20 protein-coding genes are annotated in these 23,281 nt (G+C 61.4%); 14 read left to right on the top strand and 6 right to left on the bottom strand.

Features of this window, described 5'->3' with window-relative positions; translation table 11 throughout:
* Window positions 1-11: 11 nt before the first annotated feature.
* Entirely contained in the window at window positions 12-1,604 is a 1,593-nt protein-coding gene (gene glpD, locus ACR0JC_RS01225; RefSeq protein ID WP_170339562.1) for a glycerol-3-phosphate dehydrogenase, read from the bottom strand.
* A gap of 218 nt (window positions 1,605-1,822) precedes the next feature.
* Between glpD and ACR0JC_RS01220 the strand changes: the two genes are divergently transcribed.
* The 6 genes from ACR0JC_RS01220 (at window position 1,823) to ACR0JC_RS01195 (ending at window position 6,588) form a co-directional block, all read left to right on the top strand.
* Window positions 1,823-2,584 (top strand): DeoR/GlpR family DNA-binding transcription regulator, encoded by a 762-nt coding sequence (locus ACR0JC_RS01220; RefSeq protein ID WP_170339563.1) that lies wholly within the window; start codon window positions 1,823-1,825, stop codon window positions 2,582-2,584.
* 110 nt (window positions 2,585-2,694) lie between these two features.
* Entirely contained in the window at window positions 2,695-2,850 is a 156-nt protein-coding gene (locus tag ACR0JC_RS01215) for a DUF5993 family protein (protein WP_170339565.1), read from the top strand.
* Window positions 2,851-2,862: 12 nt separating this feature from the next.
* Window positions 2,863-3,432 carry a disulfide bond formation protein B gene (locus ACR0JC_RS01210; RefSeq protein WP_170339003.1) on the top strand — a complete coding sequence of 190 codons (570 nt, stop codon included), beginning with the start codon at window positions 2,863-2,865 and terminating at the stop codon, window positions 3,430-3,432.
* Between the two features lie 34 nt (window positions 3,433-3,466).
* Window positions 3,467-3,826, top strand: coding sequence for a DUF3302 domain-containing protein (locus ACR0JC_RS01205; RefSeq protein ID WP_093961840.1), 360 nt, complete (start codon window positions 3,467-3,469; stop codon window positions 3,824-3,826).
* A 21-nt stretch (window positions 3,827-3,847) separates the two neighbouring features.
* Window positions 3,848-4,993, top strand: a complete 1,146-nt coding sequence (locus tag ACR0JC_RS01200) for an HlyD family secretion protein (protein ID WP_170339567.1) — start codon at window positions 3,848-3,850, stop codon at window positions 4,991-4,993.
* Between the two features lie 2 nt (window positions 4,994-4,995).
* Window positions 4,996-6,588: an efflux transporter outer membrane subunit gene (locus ACR0JC_RS01195; protein ID WP_170339569.1), complete on the top strand. Its 1,593-nt coding sequence runs from the start codon at window positions 4,996-4,998 to the stop codon at window positions 6,586-6,588.
* A gap of 3 nt (window positions 6,589-6,591) precedes the next feature.
* Here the strand turns inward: ACR0JC_RS01195 and mprF are convergent, their stop codons facing one another.
* Together mprF and ACR0JC_RS01185 are read right to left on the bottom strand one after the other, a co-directional pair.
* The gene (gene mprF, locus ACR0JC_RS01190; protein ID WP_170339570.1) at window positions 6,592-9,201 is read right to left on the bottom strand and encodes a bifunctional lysylphosphatidylglycerol flippase/synthetase MprF; all 2,610 of its coding nucleotides are present in this window, start codon (window positions 9,199-9,201) and stop codon (window positions 6,592-6,594) included.
* A 101-nt stretch (window positions 9,202-9,302) separates the two neighbouring features.
* Complete coding sequence (locus tag ACR0JC_RS01185; RefSeq protein ID WP_093961837.1) at window positions 9,303-9,731, bottom strand: Lrp/AsnC family transcriptional regulator; 429 nt, start codon at window positions 9,729-9,731, stop codon at window positions 9,303-9,305.
* A gap of 86 nt (window positions 9,732-9,817) precedes the next feature.
* On the opposite strand from ACR0JC_RS01185, the gene rocF reads away from it, so the two are divergent.
* The 3 genes from rocF to ACR0JC_RS01170 are packed head-to-tail and all read left to right on the top strand — an operon-like array spanning window position 9,818 to window position 12,709.
* Window positions 9,818-10,738, top strand: a complete 921-nt coding sequence (rocF, locus tag ACR0JC_RS01180; protein WP_170339573.1) for an arginase — start codon at window positions 9,818-9,820, stop codon at window positions 10,736-10,738.
* A complete protein-coding gene (ctlX, locus tag ACR0JC_RS01175) occupies window positions 10,738-11,658 on the top strand; it encodes a citrulline utilization hydrolase CtlX (protein ID WP_170339575.1) in 921 nt (306 codons plus the stop codon). The genes rocF and ctlX overlap by 1 nt, the downstream gene beginning before the upstream one ends.
* Window positions 11,659-11,668: 10 nt before the next feature.
* Entirely contained in the window at window positions 11,669-12,709 is a 1,041-nt protein-coding gene (locus tag ACR0JC_RS01170) for an ornithine cyclodeaminase (protein ID WP_170339577.1), read from the top strand.
* Between the two features lie 170 nt (window positions 12,710-12,879).
* On the opposite strand, the gene ACR0JC_RS01165 is transcribed toward ACR0JC_RS01170, so the two are convergent.
* Genes ACR0JC_RS01165 through ACR0JC_RS01155 form a run of 3 tightly spaced genes read right to left on the bottom strand, consistent with a single transcriptional unit; the run spans window position 12,880 to window position 15,991 of the window.
* Entirely contained in the window at window positions 12,880-14,283 is a 1,404-nt protein-coding gene (locus ACR0JC_RS01165) for a TRAP transporter large permease (RefSeq protein WP_480763021.1), read from the bottom strand.
* Between the two features lie 3 nt (window positions 14,284-14,286).
* A complete protein-coding gene (locus tag ACR0JC_RS01160) occupies window positions 14,287-14,916 on the bottom strand; it encodes a TRAP transporter small permease subunit (RefSeq protein ID WP_170339581.1) in 630 nt (209 codons plus the stop codon).
* A 58-nt stretch (window positions 14,917-14,974) separates the two neighbouring features.
* Window positions 14,975-15,991 carry a C4-dicarboxylate TRAP transporter substrate-binding protein gene (locus ACR0JC_RS01155; RefSeq protein ID WP_170340073.1) on the bottom strand — a complete coding sequence of 339 codons (1,017 nt, stop codon included), beginning with the start codon at window positions 15,989-15,991 and terminating at the stop codon, window positions 14,975-14,977.
* Window positions 15,992-16,420: 429 nt separating this feature from the next.
* Between ACR0JC_RS01155 and acs the strand changes: the two genes are divergently transcribed.
* The 5 genes from acs to ACR0JC_RS01130 all read left to right on the top strand — a co-directional run bounded on the left by acs (window position 16,421) and on the right by ACR0JC_RS01130 (window position 23,276).
* Complete coding sequence (gene acs, locus ACR0JC_RS01150; protein ID WP_480763018.1) at window positions 16,421-18,385, top strand: acetate--CoA ligase; 1,965 nt, start codon at window positions 16,421-16,423, stop codon at window positions 18,383-18,385.
* A 7-nt stretch (window positions 18,386-18,392) separates the two neighbouring features.
* The gene (locus tag ACR0JC_RS01145; protein ID WP_170339585.1) at window positions 18,393-19,076 is read left to right on the top strand and encodes an adenylate kinase; all 684 of its coding nucleotides are present in this window, start codon (window positions 18,393-18,395) and stop codon (window positions 19,074-19,076) included.
* A 183-nt stretch (window positions 19,077-19,259) separates the two neighbouring features.
* Window positions 19,260-19,544 (top strand): DUF4212 domain-containing protein, encoded by a 285-nt coding sequence (locus ACR0JC_RS01140; protein ID WP_093962930.1) that lies wholly within the window; start codon window positions 19,260-19,262, stop codon window positions 19,542-19,544.
* Window positions 19,545-19,559: 15 nt separating this feature from the next.
* Entirely contained in the window at window positions 19,560-21,344 is a 1,785-nt protein-coding gene (locus ACR0JC_RS01135; protein ID WP_170339586.1) for a sodium:solute symporter family protein, read from the top strand.
* Window positions 21,345-21,452: 108 nt separating this feature from the next.
* Window positions 21,453-23,276 carry a DUF294 nucleotidyltransferase-like domain-containing protein gene (locus ACR0JC_RS01130; RefSeq protein ID WP_170339588.1) on the top strand — a complete coding sequence of 608 codons (1,824 nt, stop codon included), beginning with the start codon at window positions 21,453-21,455 and terminating at the stop codon, window positions 23,274-23,276.
* Window positions 23,277-23,281: the final 5 nt, after the last annotated feature.

Raw genomic sequence — 23,281 nt, 5'->3', positions numbered from 1 at the left:
TTGGTGGGTAATTAAGCGGTTTTCCGTTGTTGCTGACGACGCTTCTGCATCCAGGCCTCGATCTGCTCAACCTGCTCGGGTTTCAGGCGCAGTCCCAGTTTGTTTCGACGCCAGATCACATCCTGCGCTGTACGGGCATATTCCTTGTCGATCAGCCATTCGAGCTCACGCTCGGTCAGGGTCGCGCCAAAATCGACGCCCAGATCATCGGCCTGGACCGCGTTCCCGAGGATAATGCGTGCTTCGGTGCCGTACGCATGTACCAGACGGTGCGCCCATTTGTCGGTGAGGAATCCGTAGTCAGCCTTCAATCCGGCAACCAGTGCCTCTACCCCGTCGACCGGGAAATCCCCACCCGGCAGAGCAACTCCCGCAGTCCAAGGGCCAGAGAGGTCTGGGAAGTGCTCGGCCACCTTCTCCATCGCGCTTTCGGCAAGGCGGCGATAGGTTGTGATCTTGCCGCCAAACACGTTGAGGACCGGCGCGCCGCCCTCGGCGTCCACTTTCAATGTGTAGTCCCGCGTCGCTGCCGTGGCGCTTTGGGCGCCATCATCATACAGCGGGCGCACGCCGGAGTAGGTCCAGATGATGTCGTCACGCGAGACCGGCTTCTTGAAGTATTTGGACGCGAAGGCGCACAGATAATTTTGCTCGGCCTCGGTGCAGACGGGCGGCTCGGACGGATCGGGGTGGTCCTGATCAGTGGTCCCGATCAGAGTGAAGTCCTGCTCATAGGGAATGGCGAAGATGATGCGCCCGTCCTCACCTTGGAAGAAGTAGCATTTGTCATGGTCGCAGAGACGCGGCGTCACGATATGGCTGCCGCGCACCAGCCGCACGCCCTCGCGTGAGTTCGAACGGATCTTGGTCCGAATGATGTCTCCAACCCACGGCCCGCCCGCATTGATCAGCATCCGCGCGCGCAGTTCACGGGTTTCACCGCTTTCGCAATCCTGCACGGTGATCTGCCAAACATCTTCGCTGCGTTCGGCCGACAGAACCTTGGTGCCCACCAAGATCCGCGCGCCGCGTGCCTCTGCATCGCGTGCGTTCAAGATCACCAGCCTTGAATCCTCGACCCAGCAATCGGAATACTCATACGCGGTTTCGAACTTGTCCTTCAGCGGCGCACCCTCGGGCGCCGTGCGCAGGTTCAATGAACTTGTTCCCGGCAGGATCTTCCGGCCGCCCAGGTTGTCATACATGAACAGCCCCAAACGGATCAGCCAGGCAGGCCGCCGCCCCTTCATCCACGGCATGACCGCCCCCAACAGGCGCGACGTGGGCGTTTCAGAGTCAAACCGCATGTCCGGGTGATACGGCAGAACGAACCGCATCGGCCAACTGATATGCGGCATGGCACGCAAAAGCGTTTCACGTTCGATCAGGGCCTCGCGGACCAGACGGAACTCGAAATACTCCAGATAGCGCAGCCCTCCGTGAAACAGCTTGGTCGAAGCTGACGAAGTGGCCGAAGCCAGATCGTTCATCTCGGCGAGCGTGACGCTCAACCCGCGCCCTGCGGCGTCGCGCGCGATGCCGCAGCCATTGATGCCGCCACCGATGATGAAAAGATCGGTGATCTGGGTGTCCGACTGTTCCATGTCTGATGATTCCATTTGCAAAAGGGTCGCGCGCATTAACGCGACCGACACTCGTTTAGTCAATTTCGATTTTCGTTTTTGTTCGCTTTGTCGCATCTCGTGCAACTTGGTCGTCGTTCACTTCTTTCTTCTTCGGCACCCAGTCGGGAAAACATCAGGCTTGCGCTAGATGCCCAAAAAGAACAAAAACGAACAGAGCCACACCCGCGGAGCCGAATATGTCCCTGTCCTTTCGCCAATCCGACATCCTGAGCCTTGCCAAGCAAAACGGACGTGTCGCGGTCGAGGATCTGGCCGAGCGGTTCAATGTCACCGTCCAGACCATTCGTCGGGACCTGTCGGAACTGTCCGATTCCGGGATGCTGGACCGCGTTCACGGCGGCGCGGTTCTGAGGTCGGGCGTTTCGAATATCGGTTACGAAGACCGCCGCGGACTGAACGACGAAGCCAAGAAACGCATTGCCAAACGGTGTGCCGCCGACATTCCGGACGGAGCATCGGTGTTCATGAATATCGGCACCTCGACCGAGGCCGTGGCGCGGCAACTTCTGACCCACAAGAACCTGATGGTCGTGACCAACAATATGAACGTGGCCAACATTCTGGTCGAAAACCCCGAATGCGAGATCGTGGTCGCTGGTGGTGTTCTGCGCCGCTCCGATGGGGGCCTGATCGGAAACCTGACCGTTTCGACCATTCGCCAGTTCAAGTTTGACTACGCGGTCATAGGCTGTTCTGCGTTGGATGACGAAGGCGATCTGCTGGATTTCGATTTTCAGGAAGTGAATGTCAGCCAGACGATCATCGCGCAGGCGCGGCATACCAGCCTTGTTGCAGACCACTCGAAATTCCAGCGGTCGGCCCCGGCCCGCATCACGTCATTGTCCGAAATCGACACGTTCTATACAGACGCACCCGTCACATCCGAACTGGCTGCGTGCTGCCGCGAATGGCAGACTCAATTGGTGGTGTGCGGCTAGGGTTCGCTCGCACTTAAGGCGAACGGACGATCCCAAAACTTGCCAGATGGCAGCGGGCCTGACAGTATCACCACCATTGCAATCGTTGCACGGGAGGGGAGGACCGAGCCATGATCGCGCTTTTATTTGCGTTACTTACAGCCGTTATGGCGCTGAACTACTTTGGACGGACAAAAGCCGGAAACGTGGTTTTCTTTCTCACGCTGGCGTTGAGCGTCTATTGGCTCAAGTTTCACGCCACCAGCCAACTGACAATTCAGTTGTAGAAAGGGACGATCATGACACCTGAACTGTCCCGTACTCTGAATGCCCTAGGAATGCTGGCCGTCAGCCTTGTTCTGCTGCTGGCCTATGTCTACCAGCTCAAGCTGTACGAACTGCCCTGCCCGCTCTGCCTGTTGCAGCGAGTTGGCTTCGTTGCGGTTGGTGTTGGTCTGGGCCTGAACCTGCTTTATGGCCCGCGGCCCCAACACTATGCGATCATGCTGATTGCGGCCCTCTACGGCGGCAGCGTGTCGGTGCGGCAGATCCTTCTGCACATCGTGCCGGGAACCGGGCACTATGGCTCTCCTGTGTTGGGCCTGCACTACTATACTTGGGCTGCCATCTGCTTTTTCCTGATCCTGTTGGGCACCGCCATCATGCTGATGTTCGAGAAACAGTATGTCTCGGACACGCGCGCGGAACCACGCTTTGGCGGCAGCACATTGGCAAAGGTTGCGTTCTTCATCATGCTGGGTCTTGCGGTGCTGAACGCCGGTTCGACGCTGTTGGAATGCGGTCCGGGCATCTGCGCCGACCCGCCGACCAGCTACAAATTGATTGACGAACTGGACACCAACAACTGAGGATGGGGCAACCGTCCAGACAGGAGGCGCGACGATGGGACTACTGGGGCAGCCGCTGGGCTATTATGACTACCTGACATTCGTCGCGCTGATCTTGCTGCTGGCGGCGGTCATGGCCTTGTTTCTGTTCATCATGGGCCTGCCCGGCCGCATCGCAATCAAGCGGAACCACCCCCATGCCGAAGCCGTCAAGCTGATGGGATGGATGGGGTTTCTGGCGATCATCCCATGGGTGCACGCCTTTATCTGGGCCTACCATGATGGCATGACCGTGGACATCCGCCGCTTGCCCGAGGGCGAGCGCGAAGCGATCCGCAAGGAGATCGAGCGCCTTGGCGGGCAGGTCAAGGACGAGTACCGGGCCCCTGCTGCAGACGACCCACAGAAAACCTGACGCCGAAGGAAATCCACCACAATGTTCGTCGCCCTCGGCATCACGCTTTTCTACATCATTTTTGTCTGGTTCATTTTCTTCAAAGCACAATGGCTCAAGTTCAACATTGTCTGGGGGATCGTGTCGTTCTGGGTTGGCGCCCATCTGCTGCTGATCTTCTTGGTCGCGCTGCGGTTCTTCCAACCCTTCTCAATCGACAGCCACGTGGTGCGGTCCACCATCCAGATCGTCCCGAAACTGACCCAACCGACCATCCTGACCGAGGTCTTGGTCGAACCCAACACGCCCATCACCGAGGGCGATCCGCTGTACCGGTTCGATGACACGGTGTTCAAGCTGGCCGTCGAGAACGCGCAAGCGCAACTGGTGGCTGCCGAGCAAAACGCCAAGATCCTCGAACAGGACGTGATCGCCTCGACCGAGGCGGTGGAGCGCGCCAATGCCCAGCTGGCCTATGCGATGACGCAGAAGGCGCGCTATGAAAACCTGGTGCCTGCCGGGGGCGCGCGTCAGGACGAACTGGACCGCTGGAACGAACAAGTGACCGAAGATCAGGCTGCGGTCAAACAGGCTGAGGCCAATCTTAGAAAAGCGCAACTTGCGCAGGAGTCACAGATCGACGGAGTGAACACCGGTATCCTTCAGGCCAAGGCGCAGCTGGCCGAAGCGCAGTATTTCCTCGACAATACAACGATCTACGCTCCTGAAAACGGTATGATCGTCTCGCAACAGGCCCGTCCCGGCCTTGTGGTGGGTGATATCCGCCTTGGGGCCATCGCCAGCTTCGTGACCGAGGATTCGCCCTATATCCTGGCCACATACCGTCAGCAGAACCTGAAATTCGTCGAACCCGGTCAGCCCGTCGAAGTCGCGCTGGACCTCTATCCGGGTGAAATTCTGCCCGGCAAGGTCGAGGCCATCTGGTGGGCCACCCGGCAGGGGCAATACCTGCCCTCCGGCCGCCTGCCGGGGTTCGAGCTGCCCAAAATTCCCGGGCGCATCGCGGTGCAGATTTCGGTCGACGTCCCTGAAGGGCATACCTTCCCCGCTGGCGGGCACGCGGCCGTGGCCATCTACACGGGACAAGGCAAAAGCTTCGAGTTTTTGCGCCGCATCAACATCCGCCTCTATTCCTTCGCCAACTTCATCCGACCGTTGGATATCTGAGCATGACACACATGAACCCGGACCATCCGCGCAGGCCACGAAACCGCCGCCGCATGTTGATCGGCACCGCGCTGAGCGCCGCATTGCTGTTTGCCTGCACCCCGGTCGGGCCGGATTTCGTGCGCCCCAACTCGCCGGTCGTGAAACAGTGGATGGAGGCCAACAGCCCCAGCGCCAGCCAAGCCAGCGGGCTAACGTCGCGCAGCGCCCCCGTGGTCAAATGGTGGCAGAGCTTCAATGATCCGACCCTGAACAAGCTGGTGGCCGAGGCCTATGCCCAGAACCTGACCCTTCAGGTCGCAGGCGCGCGCGTGTTGCAGGCCCGCGCGCAACTGGGCATCGCCTTCGGCGAGCTCTATCCGCAATCTCAGGCCGTGGGCGGCGCGTTGGAGCGGCGCCGGATCAGCGACAACCTCGGTCCCATTGCCGATATCAACCGGATCATTCCGCTGGATACCGAGTTTTCGACTTCACAGGTGGGATTTGACGCCCAGTGGGAACTGGACGTCTGGGGGGCGCAGCGGCGCGGAGTGCAGGCGGCGCGGTCGAACCTGGCGCTACAGGTCGCCAACTATGACGACGCACTGGTGACGCTGACGGGCGATGTGGCCGCGCTGTACATCAACATCCGCGCGCTGCAGGAGTCTCTGGCCGTCGCGCGCGAGAACATCAAGCTGCAGCAGGAAGCCAACGATCTGACGCAGTTGAGGTTCACCAATGGCGTGACGACGGAATTGGATGTGCAGGAGTCCACCGCCCTGCTGAACAACACCAAGGCGCTGGTGCCGACGTTGGAAAGCGATTTGCAGCAGGCCAAGAACGCGCTGGCGGTTCTGCTGGGCACGACACCGTCGCGCATGGCCGGTTTGCTGGGAACGTCTGGACGGATTCCGTCGGCAAGATCGAACGTCGCCGTCGGCGTTCCGGCCGAACTGCTGCGCCGCCGCCCCGACGTTCGCGCCGCAGAACTGGCTGCAGCCACGCAATCGGCGCAGGTGGGCATTGCCATGGCGGACCTGTATCCGCAGTTCATCCTGTCGGGCTCGATCGGCCTGCAGGCGTCGGGCGGGCGCGACCTGTTCAGCTCGAACAGCACCACAGGTCTGGCCAGCGCCGGCGTGGTCTGGAACGTTCTGAACTATGGGCGGATCAAGAACAACGTGCGCGCGCAGGACGCCGCCTATCAGGCGCTGATCGCCAACTATCAGAACACCGTGCTGACCGCCTATTCCGAGGTCGAAAGCGCCATGGTCGCCTATGCCCAGGCGCGCAAACAGGTGACGTTCTACCAACGCAGCGTCGACGCAGCGCGCAAGGCCGCCGACATCGCCGTCAGCCAGTATCGCGACGGCATCGCCGACTATTCCCGCGTCCTGAACACGCAGACCGCGCTTCTGCGCTCGCAAGCCAACCTGATCGAGGCGCGCCAGCAGGTGTCGTCGAACCTGGTCGCGGTCTACAAGGGGCTGGGCGGGGGCTGGCAGATCCGTCAGAACCAGGAATTCCTGCCGGAAACCGTACTGGCCGAGATGTCCTATCGCACCGATTGGGGTGACCTGCTGCAGCAGGACCCTACACGGGCGAGTCTGAACTAGGCGCTATTTCGTCAGGCCCGTCAGGCCTCCAGAGATCAGGATGTTCACCTCGTAAAGGATGCGCGGCGCGGCCAGACCGCCTGGGCTGGCAAGATAGTTGGGGCTCCACTCCGGGTCGAACTTCTGCTTGAAGGCGCGCAGACCCTCGAAGTGATAGAACTGCTCGCCGTGCTCGTACACGAAGCCGCCGATCCGGTTCCAGAGCGAGGCGAGTTGCCGGTTCTCGATCCCGGAAAACGGCGCGGCCCCCAATGAGAACCAATGAAACCCTTGGCCGGCGCCCCAGTTCATCATCTCGGCGAACAGAGCGTCCATGACAAAGCTGGGGCAGTCGGGCTCGTACCGCATCAGATCCAGCGACAATTCCGACTTGTTGCCGCCCTGAAACAGGTTGGCAAAAGCCACGATCTTGCCTGTTTCGCCGTTCTTCAGAACCGCATGATCGAAATAGGACAAATACTGCTCGTCGAACCCGCCCAGGGCAAAACCCTTTTCCGCGCCCGCCTTGCCTTCCAGCCAGTGATCCGAGATCTGGCGCAGCTCGGGCAGGACTGGTGCTAGCTGTTCTTTGGGAATGATCTCGAAGACATATCCTTCACGCTCGGCCCGGTTCCGGGCCTGACGGAACCGCTTGCGGGATTTGCCGTCCAGCGTGAAGTCCTTCAGCGGAACGCGGGCGACTTCACCGATCTTGAGGATCGACAGCCCGAGGTCCAGAAACGTAGGCAGATACTTGGTGGACACGCTGTAAAATGCGCAGAGCTTGCCTTCGGCATCGGCCATTTCGCGCAACTGCCAAATCAGCTGCTGGCCGGCGGCCTCATCGCCGACAGGCTCGCCCTTGCTGATCAACGCGTTGCCGGAATCGGCATAGGCCAGAAAGGCGCTTTCATCTGGCGCGATCAGGAACTGTTTGTCGCCGGTCAGGCTGATCTGCGCCTCGGTGTCTTCGCTGGCAAGCGACAAACGTTCGACCGCCGCAGGGATTTCGGTGCGTTGACGTGCGGGGATCGTACGTCCGAACAACGAGTTCACGGCCACCACCCCGACGATGACCGCCACCACCATGCTGGAGCGTAGGAACCGCGAGGCATCGCCATTCCATGCAAACTCCCACCACAACGCATTTTCGTATTCGACATGGGAATAGGCGAACAACCCGATCCAGAAGATCACCGCCAGCAACGCGATCAGACTGACCAGCCAGGGAATGTTCAGTCGGAAGATGGATGCGCCGCTGACCCGGTAGAAAGCCCCCCGAAACAGGGCCAACAAACCGATGGCTGCAAGCATTCCGATGGCCTCATGCGTATCCAGCCCCTTGGCCAGTGACGCAAAGAACCCGGCCAGCATCAGGATCATGGCAACGATCCATGCCCGGTAGAGCTTGCGGTACAGCCCCCGCGCCACAAGCAGCAGCAGAACGCCAATGGCGCTTCCGGCCAGATGCGATGCCTCGACGAAGGACAGGGGCAGAAACTCGCGCAGGATCCCCAGCTTCGTCGAGCTGGCAGGCAAGGTGCCGGACACCAGAAGAACCACACCGGCCACTGCCGCGATACCGGCAGCCACCATCGGCACGATTGGCCGGACGGCCCGATAGAACCAAGTAGCCGCGCCGCTGATGTGATGCCGGTGTGCCAGCGCCGAAGCGACGGCGATCGACAGGCTTGCGATGGCAAATGGCAAAAACGTGTAGACAACCCGGTAGAGCAGCAAGGCGGCAATCACGTCCGACCGACCCGAGGCCCCCAGCCCTGCGATCAAAGTGGCTTCGAACACACCGATTCCGCCCGGCGCATGGCTGAGAATCCCAACTGCGATTGCGCAGATATAGATGGTGAAGAAATACGGATAACCGACGCCTAGATCGTCGGGCATCAGAACATAAAGAGCCATCGACGCGCCGAACAGATCCCCGATTGCGGCCAGTGTCAAAAGGCTGGCCAACTTGCCTCCGGGCAGGTCAAATCCCACTCCGCCAAAGGCCAGCCGACGCCCGCCTTTGGCCAGCCATACAAACAGAACCAGCAGGCCGACCAGCAGGGCAACCCCGATGACCGTTTCAAGAGTTCCACTGATCGGCAGCGCTTGGGCGATCCCGTCCGGATGAAGCGTCATCATTCCGCCGAGGATCAGGATGAGACCCATCCAGAATGCCACCCATGATGTGGCGATCACGCCCGCGACCCGTCCCAGATCCAACCCCAGCGACGCATAGATCCTATAGCGGATCGCCGTGCCCGTGATGTACGAAAACCCTAGGCAATTCGACACCGCATAGCCGCTGGCCCCGGCCATGGCCGCGATGCGAAGGGGGACCGTTCCCCCCGCCACGCTCTGCACGGCGAAGACGTCATAGAAGGACAGAGACAGAAAACTGAAGGCCGTCCAGAACACGGCAAGGAACATCACCCGCCAAGACGTTCCGGCAATGTCAGATTGCACGTCCGACCATTTCACATGGCTCGACAGGTCGTGCAGCACCGTCAACGCGATCAGCGTTATCACCACAGGTATCGCAAGCCTGACGACCGGCTGCTCCAACAGACCGGTCACCCGGGCAATCAGGATTTCCGCCCGCGAGTTTTCGCCTGGGTCTGCTGTGCTCATATTGATTTCCCTGCCCATGGGCTTGATCAAGCCTGCGGGAAAACTCTTGCACAAATCGTTTGGTATTCAAAGCTATGCCGCGCTGGTGAATGGCGGGCGGTTCAGAAGCGGCCTTTTCGGGTGGACAGAAGCAGATTGGTCTCGGAGCGGGTCACACCTTCGATGCGGCGGATCTGGAACAGAACCTCGTCCAGTTCGGCCAGCGTCTCGGTCCCGATCTCGGCGATCAGGTCCCATCCGCCATTGGTGGAATGCACCGCCCGCACCTGCCGCATCGCCGCGATCCGGGCCATGATGCGCTCGGTCCCGCGCCCTTCGATTTCCAGCATCATCAACCCGCGCACCGGGCTTTGCGCGACGTCCCGACGGGTCAGGACAGTAAAGCCCACAATCTCACCCGATTGCTTGAGCCGCTGCAGCCGGCTGCGCACGGTCGTCCGCGTTACACCCAGCACTTCTGCAAGCTCTGACAGGGACGCGCGAGCGTCTCGGTGAAGGGCGCTGAGCAAGCGGCTATCCAGATCGTCCATTCCGTGTTTCCATTTTGGATTTTCAGATTTCATTTTGAGCATTTTGCCTCCTTCACGCAACCCGCATTGCACCGCTAAATGAACGTATGGATACCAAATCAGTCATTCTCGTTGGTGCCGGCATGGACGTCGGCAAGCGGCGGCAGGGTTGCCGAATGGGACCCGACGCGTACCGGGTGGCCGGAATCGCCGAGGCGCTGTCCGACCTCGGGCACACGGTCACAGACTTTGGCGACACCCGCCCGGACACTGTCGACATGCCGCAACATGATCACCTCTTTGCCCTACCCGAATGCGTAGGTTGGACGCGGGCTTTGAAACGGGTCGCGCAACAGGCGGCCCAACAGGGTCTGCCGATCTTCATGGGCGGGGACCACGCCCTGTCGATGGGCACGGTCTCTGGCATGGCCGCCCATGCGCAGCAGATCGGGCGCCCGTTGTTCGTGCTTTGGCTGGACGCGCACAGCGATTTCCACACGCCCAACAGCACCGGCAGCGGCAACCTGCATGGCACGCCGGTCGCCTATTTCACCGGCCAGCCCGGGTTCGACGCTTTCCCCGCTTTGGATGCTCCGATACCAACGGACCGTGTCGGCATGATCGGCCTGCGCTCGGTCGATCCAGCCGAGCGCGCAGCGCTGGAGAAAGACCGCGCCATGCTGGCCGACATGCGCAGCATCGACGAACACGGCATCAAAGCCCCGCTGATGGCCTTTCTGGAACGCGTCCGTGCCGCGAACGGTATTCTGCATGTCTCTCTGGACGTGGATTTCCTTGACCCCGCCATCGCGCCGGCCGTCGGCACCACCGTTCCCGGCGGCGCCACCGAACGCGAGGCGCATCTGGTCATGGAACTGCTGCACGAAAGCGGGCTTGTCTGCTCGCTGGACCTGGTCGAGCTGAACCCCTTTCTGGATGAACGCGGCCGCACCGCGAAACTGATGGTCGATCTGGCCGCCTCGCTGCTGGGGCGCCGCATCTTCGACCGCATTACCCGGAGCTTCTGATGCATTCCCTTCAGGCCCCTTCCGCCGTGGTCATGATCCGGCCGCATGCCTTTGCCTCGAACCCCGAAACCCGTGACGACAATGCGTTCCAGACGCTGGCTAACCGCTCGGCCGAGGCGACCTCCGCCGCCGCCCGCGACGAACATGACCGCGCGGTCGCCCAGCTGCGCAACGCCGGCGTGACCGTGCATGTGTTCGACGATTTGGGTGACAACGACACGCCCGACAGCGTGTTTCCGAACAACTGGTTCTCGACCCATCCGGGCGGACACGTGGCGATCTATCCGATGTTCGTCCCCTCGCGCCGGCGCGAACGACGGATGGATGTGATCGAGATGCTGAAACGCGACTATCGCGTACAGGACGTTATCGACTATTCCGGGCTCGAGCAGGACAACCTCGCGCTGGAGGGCACCGGTGCGATGGTGCTCGATCACGTCGGGCGCATTGCCTATACCGTCAAATCCAACCGCGCCGACCCGGTGCTGCTGGAACGGTTCTGCACCCATTTCAACTACGAGCCCATCGCCTTCGAGGCCCGCGACGCGCAAGGCCGCGATGTCTATCACACCAATGTTCTGATGGGGATCGGCACGCATTACGCCCTGATCTGTCTGGACATGATCACCGACCCCGAGCGGCGCGCGACCGTTCGGGCGCGGCTCGAGGAATCCGGCCGCACGGTGATCGACCTGACCCACGACCAGATCGCCGAATTTGCCGGTAACGCCATCGAACTGACAGGCCGCGACGGGCTGGTTCTGGCGCTGTCCAGCCGGGCTTTGGCCGCGCTGCGCCCGGATCAGATCGACATCATCCACGACAGCGCGACGCCCCTGCCGCTGTCCGTACCCACCATCGAAACCGCCGGCGGGTCGGTGCGCTGCATGATCGCAGGCATCCACCTGTCACGCCGCTAGGAGAGACCCCATGCAACCTTCCGACAAGGCGCTTGTTCCCTTCGTATCCGTCGACAACATGATGCGGCTGATTCACCACATCGGTGTCGAAAGAATGATCACCGAGATCGCCGCCCAGATCGAGGACGACTTCAAACGGTGGGAGAGCTTTGACAAGACCCCGCGCATCCCGGCCCATTCCCCACATGGCGTGATCGAACTGATGCCGACCTCGGACGGCGAGGCCTATGGGTTCAAATATGTGAACGGCCACCCCAAGAACACATCCGAGGGCCTGCAGACCGTCACGGCGTTCGGCCTGCTTGCGGACGTGTACACCGGGTATCCGACCCTGTTGACCGAGATGACGATGCTGACGGCGCTGCGCACCGCGGCAACCTCGGCGCTGGTCGGCAAGTACCTAGCCCCCAAGAATGCGTCCACGATGGCGATGATCGGCAATGGCGCGCAGTCCGAATTCCAATGCCTGGCCTTCAAGGCCATGGGCGGGATTGATACCGTTCGCCTTTACGACATCGATCCCGCCGCCACCGCGAAATGCGCGGCCAATCTGCAAGGGACCGGGTTGAACGTGGTTTCGTGCCGCTCGGCTGAAGAGGCGATCGAGGGCGCGCAGATCATCACCACCTGCACCGCCGACAAGAAATACGCCACCATCCTGACCGACAACATGGTCGGCCCGGGCGTGCACATCAACGCGATCGGAGGCGACTGCCCCGGCAAGACCGAATTGCATCGCGATATTCTTCTACGATCCGACATCTTCGTGGAATACCCCGAGCAGACTAGGATCGAAGGTGAAATTCAGGCCCTGGACCCTGACCACCCGGTCACCGAGATGTGGCAGGTCATCACCGGTCAGGCCGAAGGTCGCCGTGACGACCGGCAGATCACTCTGTTCGACAGCGTCGGTTTCGCGATCGAGGACTTTTCGGCCCTGCGCTACGTCAAACGCGCGATCGAGGGAACCGAGTTTTTTGAGCCCCTGGACATGCTGGCCGACCCGGACGATCCGCGCGACCTGTTTGGCATGCTCATGCGGGCAAAGTGAGCCGTTTCGCCCGGTTTTGACGTTAGGCCGGATGGGGGCGCTGCCCCCGTTCAGTCTTTGCGACACTGAGGTATTGGGTCCACTGATGGACCGAGACTTCGTGCCGCCCGAACTTTCTATGCGCGCGGCAGAGCCATGCATCAAAGCCCGTGCCTGGATTGCCCAAAACCTCAGCCGGCAAGCGATGGCAGATACAGAACGATCGCCGGAAACGCGACCAGCAGCGCAATTGTCACCGCATCAGCGACGAAGAACGGGGCCACGCCCTTGAACACGTCCTGAACGCTCAGGTCCGGGCGCACGCCAGCGACCACGAAGCAGTTCAGGCCGATTGGCGGCGTGATCAGACAGAACTCGGCCATCTTGACCACCAGAATACCAAACCAGATCGCGCACATAGGGCCCGACATGCCAAATGTGCTCTCGGCCGCGCTTACCGCCTCGCCCCCGTTCAGGGCCATGACGGCAGGATAGACCACCGGCAGAGTCAGCAGTAGCATCCCGATTGCATCCATGAACATGCCAAGCACGGCATAAGCCAACAGGATACAGATCAGGATCAGCATGGGTGACATATGGAGGGAAGTGATCCAATCCGAAAACGCCCCAGGCAGGTCGGCAAATCCCAGAAAGCGCACGTAGATCAAGACACCCCAGATGATCGAGAAGATCATCGCCGTCAGCTTGGCGGTTTCCAACAACGCCGACTTCAGCTCGGTCCAGCGCATGCCGTGAAACAGAGCAAAGCAGAACACGATGAATGCACCGATTGCGCCGCCCTCGGTCGGCGTTCCCCACGCCTTGTCACCAAATGGGTTGTAGACAAAACAGATGATGATCAGGATTACCGCGAAGATCGGCAGCGCACCGGGCAACGCGGCAAAGCGCTGTTTCCAGGTAAAGCCCCGTACCGGCGGACCCACGTTTTTGAAGAAAACCGCGATGCCGATGATCAGCAGTCCGTAGATCACCGCCGAAAACGCACCTGGGATGAACCCGGCGAGCAGCAGTTTGCCCACGTCCTGCTCGACGATGATCGCGTAGATCACGAGGATCGCGGAAGGTGGGATCAGCGACGCCAAAGTACCGCCTGCGGCCACGACGCCTGCGGCAAACCTTTTGTTGTAGCCGACGTCCAGCATCTCGGGGATGGCAATGCGGGCAAAGACGGCCGACGTAGCCACTGACGCGCCTGACACGGCTGCAAAGCCGGCCGTCGCGAAAACCGTGGACACCGCCAAACCACCCGGCACCCAGGCGACCCAGCGCTTGGCCGCTTCGAACAACGCCCGGGTCAATCCCGCGTAATAGGCCAGGTATCCGATCAGGATGAAAGTTGGGATCAGGCTGAGCGTGTGCGAGGCCACTTTGGAATGCGGCACCTGCCCCGCGGTCTTGACGGCAACGGTCAAAGCCTTACCAAACCGATCCGGGTCGTATCCGAATTTGGCCCAGAATATCCAGACCAGCCCTACCAGCCCTGCAAGGCCTGCGGCAAACGCAACGCGCATGCCCCCGACGACAAGAACCAGCAGGCCGCCCGTGACCCACAGGCCGATTTCAATCGTGTCCATTTGTCAGTCCTGCCTCTCAAACTGCTCGGCTTCGGCCGCGGCCTGCGCGGCGGCGTCCTGGATCAGCGGCACCGCAACCGGAGTTTCCAGCCCCAACAGGAACGCCCGACCATACCCCCAGATCTGGAGACACAACCGCAGACACAAAACGGAGAAGGCAACTGGCGCCAACAGCTTGGCGGGCCAGATCGGAATACCGATGTCGATCGAGCTGTCACGGCTCCACATCGGTGCGCCGAAATCAAACGATCGATCGAAATGGGACCAGCTGCCCCAGACCAAAGCCAACATCAGGACCAGGATCAGTACGACCGAAATCAGCTCGAACAACCACATTGCGCGCCCGTGCAGCCGTGCGATCACGATGTCCATGCGGATGTGCCCGCCGTCTCGCTGCACATAGGAAATGCCAAGAAACGCGATCAGAGGCATGACCTGCTCGATCCAGTCGACATAGCCCGGCAATGGCGCGTTGATCGCGTTGCGTCCGCTGACGGACACAACAGCCAACACCATCAAACCGAAAACGGCGATGCCGCTGAGAAGGGCCAGAAATCGTTCAAGTTGCAGCAATTGCCGGTCGAGACGGCTCAGGAGGCTGCCGTCCTCCAATACCGTGGCGTGTCCTGCCATCCGGTTGTCCCCTGTTCCAGATGATCCCGGGGGCGTTTCAGCCCCCGGCTGTTTTTTATCAGTTGCCGCCGCGCTGCTGCTTCAGCGTTGCCTGCACCAGGTCGTAAAGATCCTGCGCCGGCAGGCCTTGGGCGGACATGTCAGCAATCCACTGGTCGCGGATCGGGTCGGCCGCCTTGGCACGGAACTCGTCCAGAACCGAGTCATCGATCATGACTTTCTGAACGCCCTTTTCTTCGAGCACGCCATCCCACTTTTTCAGCAGCTCACCGTAGTTGGTCAGGTAGTGGTCAATCGCCTCGTCGATCGAGCTGTCCAGCGCCTCACGGTGCTCGGGCGGCAGTGCTTCATAGGCGTCGATGTTCACGACCACCGGGCAGTTCACCGTGCCGGGGTTCAGGTTCGCGGTCCACCAGTCGGCCTCATTGATGGTGCCGAAAGACAGGTGTGCGTGCTGAGCAAATGCGACGGTGTCCACAACACCGGACTGCATCGCATTATAGGCTTCGGTCGCCGGAACCGATGTCGGAACGGCACCAACGGCCTCGAACGCCTGACCAAGGCCCCCGGTCGCACGAACGCGCATACCTTCAAACTCTGCCAGTTCGTCACGCGGCTCGCCTGTCCCGACCAGATTGTACTGCGGCATCGGCGAGGTCATGAGGATCCGAGCGTTCCACTGAGCCATCTCTTCCTTGACCGCAGGGTGATCGTAGACCGCGTGGCTGACGGCCACTTCCTCATCCAGTGTGTTCACACCCAGGAACGGCAGTTCCAGGACGGTGATCGCGCGGTTCTTGTCGCGATGGTAACCAGCGCAGAACTGGGCCATCTCGAAGGCGCCGATTTCGATGCCGTCCAGGTTTTCCTTGGGCTTGGAAAGGCCGCCATAGCTGACGTTGATGGTGAACGCGCCATCGGTTTTCTCGCTGACCAGTTCGGCCAGTTTCTCAACATGTTCGGTGAAGGCGCGGCGCTTGCCCCAGACCGAGGCATTCCACTCGGTCGCAGCCGCCTCGGTGACAAAAGCAACGCCAAGGGCGGCGATGGCCGCTCCGCTCAACATCTTGTTCATAATGATCTCTCCCATTGGTGCACCCCCTCCCGGGGCGCTTGCGAGTCAAGCTAGCGCCAACATCGACACGTGCCAAGCCCCGCCGCCCGAATGGTGCACCCGTGAAAGCGCTGATTTCTGCATGGCTCAGAAAGCCCCGCCGACACGGTCGACCCACAGGAGAAAAGGTGTCGCTCTGGACCGTTAACAACCATTAGATCTTTAAATAATTGTTTTTTATCATGTTATCGCAAACTCAAGCCTAACGAATTTACAAAACGCCCCCAGAAACGGAAAGTTGTTTACAAACAAATCCAAGGATTACGGCAATTTATTTCTTTCTTTTCTCGAAGGCGTATTATCCCGACCGGGGAGGAAACGGATCGACAATGCCAATCAATTGGGCAAACTCGGTCCACCTGAAGTCCAGTCAGAGGGAGGAGCCTCAGAATGACCACCGCTGCCCAGGCAGAAGCCAAGGTATTTCCGCCATCCGCAGAAACCGTCGCTCGCGCTCATGTCGATGCCGAAAAATACACCCAGATGTACGAGGCATCTGTCAACGACCCCGTGAAATTCTGGGGTGAGCATGGCAAGCGGATCGACTGGATCAAGCCCTACACCCAGGTCAAGGACGTCAACTACGATTTCGGCTCGGTCAAGATCAACTGGTATGCCGACGGCACGCTGAACGTCTCGGCCAACTGCCTGGACCGTCACCTGAAGACCCGCGGCGATCAGACCGCGATCATCTGGGAACCGGATGATCCGAACGACGAAGCCCAGCACATCACCTATGCCGAGCTGCACCGCCGCACCTGCCGCATGGCGAACATTCTGGAATCGATGGGCGTGCGCAAAGGCGACCGGGTCGTCATCTATCTGCCGATGATCCCCGAGGCAGCCTATGCCATGCTCGCCTGCGCCCGCATTGGCGCGATCCACTCGATCGTGTTTGCCGGCTTCTCGCCCGACGCGCTGGCCGCTCGGGTCAACGGTTGTGAGGCCAAGGTCATCATCACCGCCGACGAGGCCCCGCGCGGCGGCCGCAAGACTCCGCTGAAATCGAACGCCGACGCCGCCCTGCTGCACTGCAAGGACACGGTAAAGTGTCTGGTGGTCAAGCGCACCGGTGGCCAGACGACCTGGATCGACGGGCGCGACTTCGACTACAACGAAATGGCGCTGGAGGCCGACGATTATTGTGCGCCGGCCGAGATGAACGCCGAAGATCCGCTGTTCATCCTTTACACCTCGGGCTCGACCGGACAGCCGAAAGGCGTGGTGCACACCACCGGCGGCTACCTGGTTTATGCCGCGATGACCCACGAAATCACCTTCGACTATCATGACGGCGACATCTACTGGTGTACGGCGGACGTGGGCTGGGTCACCGGCCACAGCTATATCGTCTATGGCCCGCTGGCCAATGGCGCGACCACACTGATGTTCGAAGGCGTGCCGACCTATCCCGACGCCTCGCGGTTCTGGCAGGTTTGCGAGAAGCACAAGGTCAACCAGTTCTACACCGCCCCCACCGCGATCCGCGCGCTGATGGGTCAGGGCAACGAGTTCGTAGAAAATTGCGACCTGAGTTCCCTGAAAACTCTCGGCACGGTGGGCGAGCCCATCAACCCCGAGGCTTGGAACTGGTACAATGAGGTGGTAGGTAAGGGGAAATGCCCGATCGTCGACACCTGGTGGCAGACCGAGACCGGCGGCCACATGATGACCCCCCTGCCCGGCGCGCATGCGACCAAGCCCGGCTCGGCGATGAAGCCCTTCTTTGGCGTTCAACCCGTCGTGCTGGATCCGCAGTCGGGTGTCGAAATCACCGGAAACGGAGTCGAAGGCGTGCTGTGCATCAAGGACAGCTGGCCGGGCCAGATGCGCACCGTATGGGGCGACCATGAGCGGTTCGAGAAGACCTATTTCTCAGACTACAAGGGGTATTACTTCACCGGTGACGGCTGCCGCCGCGACGAAGATGGCGATTACTGGATCACCGGCCGCGTCGATGACGTCATCAACGTCTCGGGCCACCGCATGGGCACCGCCGAAGTCGAAAGCGCGCTGGTGGCACACGCCGCCGTCGCCGAAGCGGCCGTCGTTGGTTATCCCCATGAAATCAAGGGCCAAGGCATCTATTGCTACGTCACCCTGATGAATGACCGAGAGCCCTCGGATGAATTGCTGAAAGAGCTGCGCACATGGGTCCGGACAGAAATCGGACCGATCGCCAGCCCCGACGTGATCCAGTGGGCTCCGGGCCTGCCCAAGACCCGTTCGGGCAAGATCATGCGCCGCATTCTGCGCAAGATCGCCGAGAACGACTTCGGCTCGCTGGGCGATACCTCGACCCTGGCCGACCCGTCCGTCGTCGAAGATCTGATCGCCAACCGGGCCAACAAGTGAGGGCGTGATGCAGGCTGAAACAATCACAAAGCCCGCTGTCCTGATCCTTCTCGGCCCTCCGGGCGCCGGGAAGGGCACACAGGCGCGAATGCTGGAACAGAAATTCGGCCTTGTGCAACTCAGCACGGGCGACCTGCTGCGCGCCGCGGTTGCTGCCGGAACCGAGGCCGGAAAGGCCGCGAAAGCAGTGATGGAAGCCGGCGACCTGGTCAGCGACGACATCGTCATCGCAATCCTGCGCGATCGCATTGCCGAGCCCGATTGCGCGCGCGGTGTCATCCTGGACGGGTTTCCCCGTACCACGGTTCAGGCCGAAGCGCTGGACAAGCTGCTGGCCGAAAACGGACAGAAGGTGAATGCGGCCATCAGCCTCGAGGTCGAGGACGCCGAGATGGTCACCCGGATCGCCGGACGCTACACCTGTGCAATGTGCGGTGAAGGCTACCACGATCAGTACAAGCAGCCGAAGGTGGACGGTGTTTGTGACAAGTGCGGCAGCACCGAATTCAGCCGCCGCGCCGATGACAATGCCGAAACCGTGGCGTCCCGGCTGGAGGCCTATCACGAACAAACCGCGCCTCTGATCGACTACTACAAGGATCGCGGCGTACTCAGAAAACTGGATGCCATGGGGCAGATCGATCAGATCGCCCGTGGCCTGGAAAGCATCGTGGGCGACGCGATGCGGTAAGGGGAAGAGGACTCCCAAAAAGCGGGCACTGACCCCGACACGAGTTTCTTCAACGGAACCGCTCTGGCGGACCGGAGGAGCTTTGCCTGGCGCCATCGCGGCGCTCGGCGCAATCGAATGGCGGCCCTACGCCGGAGGACAAATGCACCGGGCCGCCCTGGAGGAACCAAGGAGGAAACCGCAATGGCGGATAATTCAACAAACTCCGCGCAGACTGCCGAGTCCGACAAGGGCTATTGGCAGGCAAACCTGCGTCTCATCTACATCAGCCTCATCATCTGGGCGCTGGTGTCTTTCGGGTTCGGCATTCTGCTGCGCCCGTTGCTGTCGGGCATCGCCGTCGGCGGCACCGACCTGGGCTTCTGGTTCGCGCAACAGGGATCGATCCTGGTCTTTCTGGCGCTGATCTTCTTCTACGCCTGGCGCATGAACAAACTGGATGCCGAATACGGCGTCGAAGAAGAATAAGGGAGCCAGGGGACAATGGATCAGTTTACCGTCAACCTGCTGTTTGTGGGCGCGTCCTTTGCGCTCTACATCGGCATCGCGATCTGGGCCCGCGCGGGGTCCACGTCGGAATTCTACGCCGCCGGTCGCGGCATTCACCCGGTCACCAACGGTATGGCGACAGCGGCTGACTGGATGTCGGCGGCCTCGTTCATCTCGATGGCGGGCCTTATTGCCTTTACCGGCTATGACAACAGCTCGTTCCTGATGGGCTGGACCGGCGGCTACGTGCTGCTGGCGCTTCTGCTTGCGCCCTATCTGCGCAAGTTCGGCAAGTTCACCGTGTCCGAATTCATCGGCGATCGCTTCTACAGCCAAACCGCGCGCGTCGTGGCGGTGATCTGTCTGATCGTGGCCTCGGTCACTTATGTGATCGGCCAGATGACCGGCGTGGGCGTGGCCTTCGGCCGCTTTCTGGAAGTGTCGAACACCACCGGTCTGCTGATCGGCGCGGGCGTCGTGTTCGCCTATGCGGTGTTCGGCGGTATGAAGGGTGTGACCTATACCCAGGTCGCTCAGTACTGCGTGCTGATCACCGCCTACACCATTCCGGCGATCTTCATCTCGCTGCAGCTGACCGGCAACCCGATCCCGGCCCTGGGCCTGTTCGGCGACACCGCCGGCGGTGAGCCGCTGCTGACCAAGCTGGATGCCATCGTGGCCGAGCTGGGCTTTGCGGAATACACCGCTCATCATTCGAACACGCTGAACATGGTTCTGTTCACCCTGTCGCTGATGATCGGCACCGCCGGCCTGCCGCACGTCATCATGCGCTTCTTCACCGTTCCCAAAGTGTCGGACGCCCGCTGGTCGGCCGGTTGGGCGCTGGTGTTCATCGCGCTGCTGTACCTGACCGCCCCTGCGGTTGGTGCCATGGCCCGTCTGAATATCACCGACATGATGTGGCCGAACGGCGGCATCGAAGGCGGCGCTGTTTCGCTTGAGCAGATCGACAACGATGCCCGGTATGACTGGATGGCCACCTGGCAGAAAACCGGCCTGCTGGACTGGGAAGACAAGAACGGCGACGGCAAGATCCAGTACTACAACGACAAGAATGCCGACATGCAGGCGCTTGCCGAAGAAAAGGGCTGGGTCGGCAACGAGTTGACCAAGTTCAACCGCGACATCCTGGTTCTGGCCAACCCCGAAATCGCCAACCTGCCGGGTTGGGTGATCGGTCTGGTCGCGGCCGGTGGTCTTGCGGCTGCGCTTTCGACCGCTGCGGGCCTGCTGCTGGCAATCTCGTCGGCGGTGTCGCACGACCTGATCAAGGGCTCGATCAACCCGAGCATCTCGGAGAAGGGCGAGCTTCTGGCGGCGCGGATCGCAATGGCCGTGGCCATCGTGGTTGCCACCTATCTGGGCCTCAACCCTCCGGGCTTTGCGGCGCAAACCGTGGCGTTGGCCTTCGGTCTGGCGGCGGCCTCGATCTTCCCGGCGCTGATGATGGGGATCTTCTCGACCCGCATCAACAACACCGGCGCAGTCGCGGGCATGCTGGCTGGTCTGACCGTCACCCTGGTCTACATCTTCCTGCACAAGGGCTGGCTGTTCATTCCGGGCACCAACTCGTTCACCGATGCAGACCCGCTGCTGGGTCCGATCAAATCGACCTCGTTCGGAGCGATCGGCGCCATGGTCAACTTCGGCGTCGCCTATGTGGTGGCCGGCATGACCAAGGAAACCCCGCAGGATATCAAGGATCTGGTCGAAAGCGTGCGCATTCCCCGTGGTGCGGGCGCGGCTCAGGATCACTGAGCCGGATGCGGTCCGCGATGATCCATCACGGGCCGTTTCCCTCGACCAACTTTTCCCGCCCGGCTAACCCCCGGGCGGGGCTTTTCATTCAAGCGGATAGGCGGCCCCATGGCGCTTTCACCTGATCAGATCACCCGGTTTCTGAAATCCGTGCACCCCTATGACGCGCTGCCGGTCGAGGAACTGGCCGACATCGCCGCCCGGATCGAAGCGCGCGAAATCCCAAAGGGCACCGTCCTCTATCGCCGTGGCGCGCAGTTGCCCGGCCTGTTCATCATCTATGAAGGCCAGGTCGAGATCACCGACGAAAACGGCGCGGTTGTATCCCATCTGGGCCTGCGCAACTCGTTCGGCGAGCGTGGTCTGATGCGCGACGGGCGCGCGGTGACCACGGCAACGGCTGACGCGCCGTCGGTTCTGCTGATCATCCCCACCGATCTGTTTTCAGACCTGCTCCAGCGTCACGTCGTTGTCGCCAAATTCTTCAATCGGGCCCGCCCTGCGCGACCTGAACAGCAATCACTGGCCACCACCCGGGTCGAGACCCTGATGGCGCGCAAGCCGGCCACATGCACCCCGGACACGACCGTTCAGGAAGCCGCGCGCCTGATGCGCGACCGGGGCATTTCGTCTGTCTGCATCACAGAGCGCGGCGCGTTGCGCGGCATTGCTACGGTTCGGGACCTGTCGGGCCAGGTCGTGGCGGGCGCCCTGCCCCCGACGACCCCGGTGTCACAGATCATGACCCCGGACCCGCTGACCCTGTCGCCCGGCGACATCGGCTCGGACGTGCTGCACGCGATGCTGGAACGCGGTATCGGCCATATCCCCATCACCGAGGGTGGGCGTCTGGTCGGAATGGTCACCCAGACCGACCTGACCCGGTTCCAGGCCGTCAGCTCGGCCGAGCTGGTCGGCCGCATCGCGCAGGCCGGGTCGGCGACCGAGATGGCCGCGGTCACGGCCGAGATCCCGAACCTGCTGGTGCAACTGGTGGCGGCGGGCAACCGGCACGAGATCGTCACCCGCCTGATCACCGACATCGCCGACGCCGCGACGCGCCGGCTGCTGGCGCTGGCCGAGCAGAAACTCGGCCCGGCGCCCGTGCCCTATCTGTGGCTGGCCTGCGGCTCGCAAGGCCGGCAAGAGCAGACGGGCGTATCCGATCAGGACAATTGCCTGATGCTGGATGACAGCGTCACCGATCCCGACCTGCCCTATTTCGAGGCGCTGGCCAAATTCGTGTCCGACGGGCTGGATACCTGCGGGTATTTCTATTGCCCCGGCGACATGATGGCGACCAATCCGCGCTGGCGGCAGCCGGTCCGGGTCTGGCGCGACTATTTCAACGGCTGGATAGCCAAGCCCAATCCCGAGGCGCAGATGCTGGCCTCGGTCATGTTCGACCTGCGCCCCATCGGTGGCCGGTTCGATCTGTTTTCAGACCTGCAGGCCGAAACCCTGCGCGCGGCTCGGGCGAACTCGATCTTCGTGGCGCACATGATTTCGAATTCTCTGAAGCACACGCCGCCGCTGGGCCTGCTGCGCGGGATCGCCACGATCCGCTCGGGCGAGCATCGCAACACGCTGGATCTCAAACACAACGGCGTGGTCCCGGTGGTCGATCTGGGCCGCGTCTACAGCCTGCAGGGTGAATTGACCGAGGTGAACACCCGCGCGCGCCTCAAGGCCGCCGAGGCCGCCAGGGTGCTCAGCCCGTCGGGCGCGCGGGACCTCCTCGATGCCTATGACCTGATCGCGGAAACCCGGTTGAACCATCAGGTCAAACAGATCAGGAATGGCGACAAGCCAGACAACTATCTTGCGCCGTCGGAACTGTCGGACTTTGAGCGAAGTCATCTTCGGGACGCGTTTGTCGTGGTAAAGACGATGCAATCCGCGGTCGGGCACGGCAAGGGGATGCTGGGGTAAAGACC

The organism is Ruegeria sp. CH5 (assembly GCF_056537025.1).
This window is presented reverse-complemented; position numbering and strand designations above follow the sequence as displayed.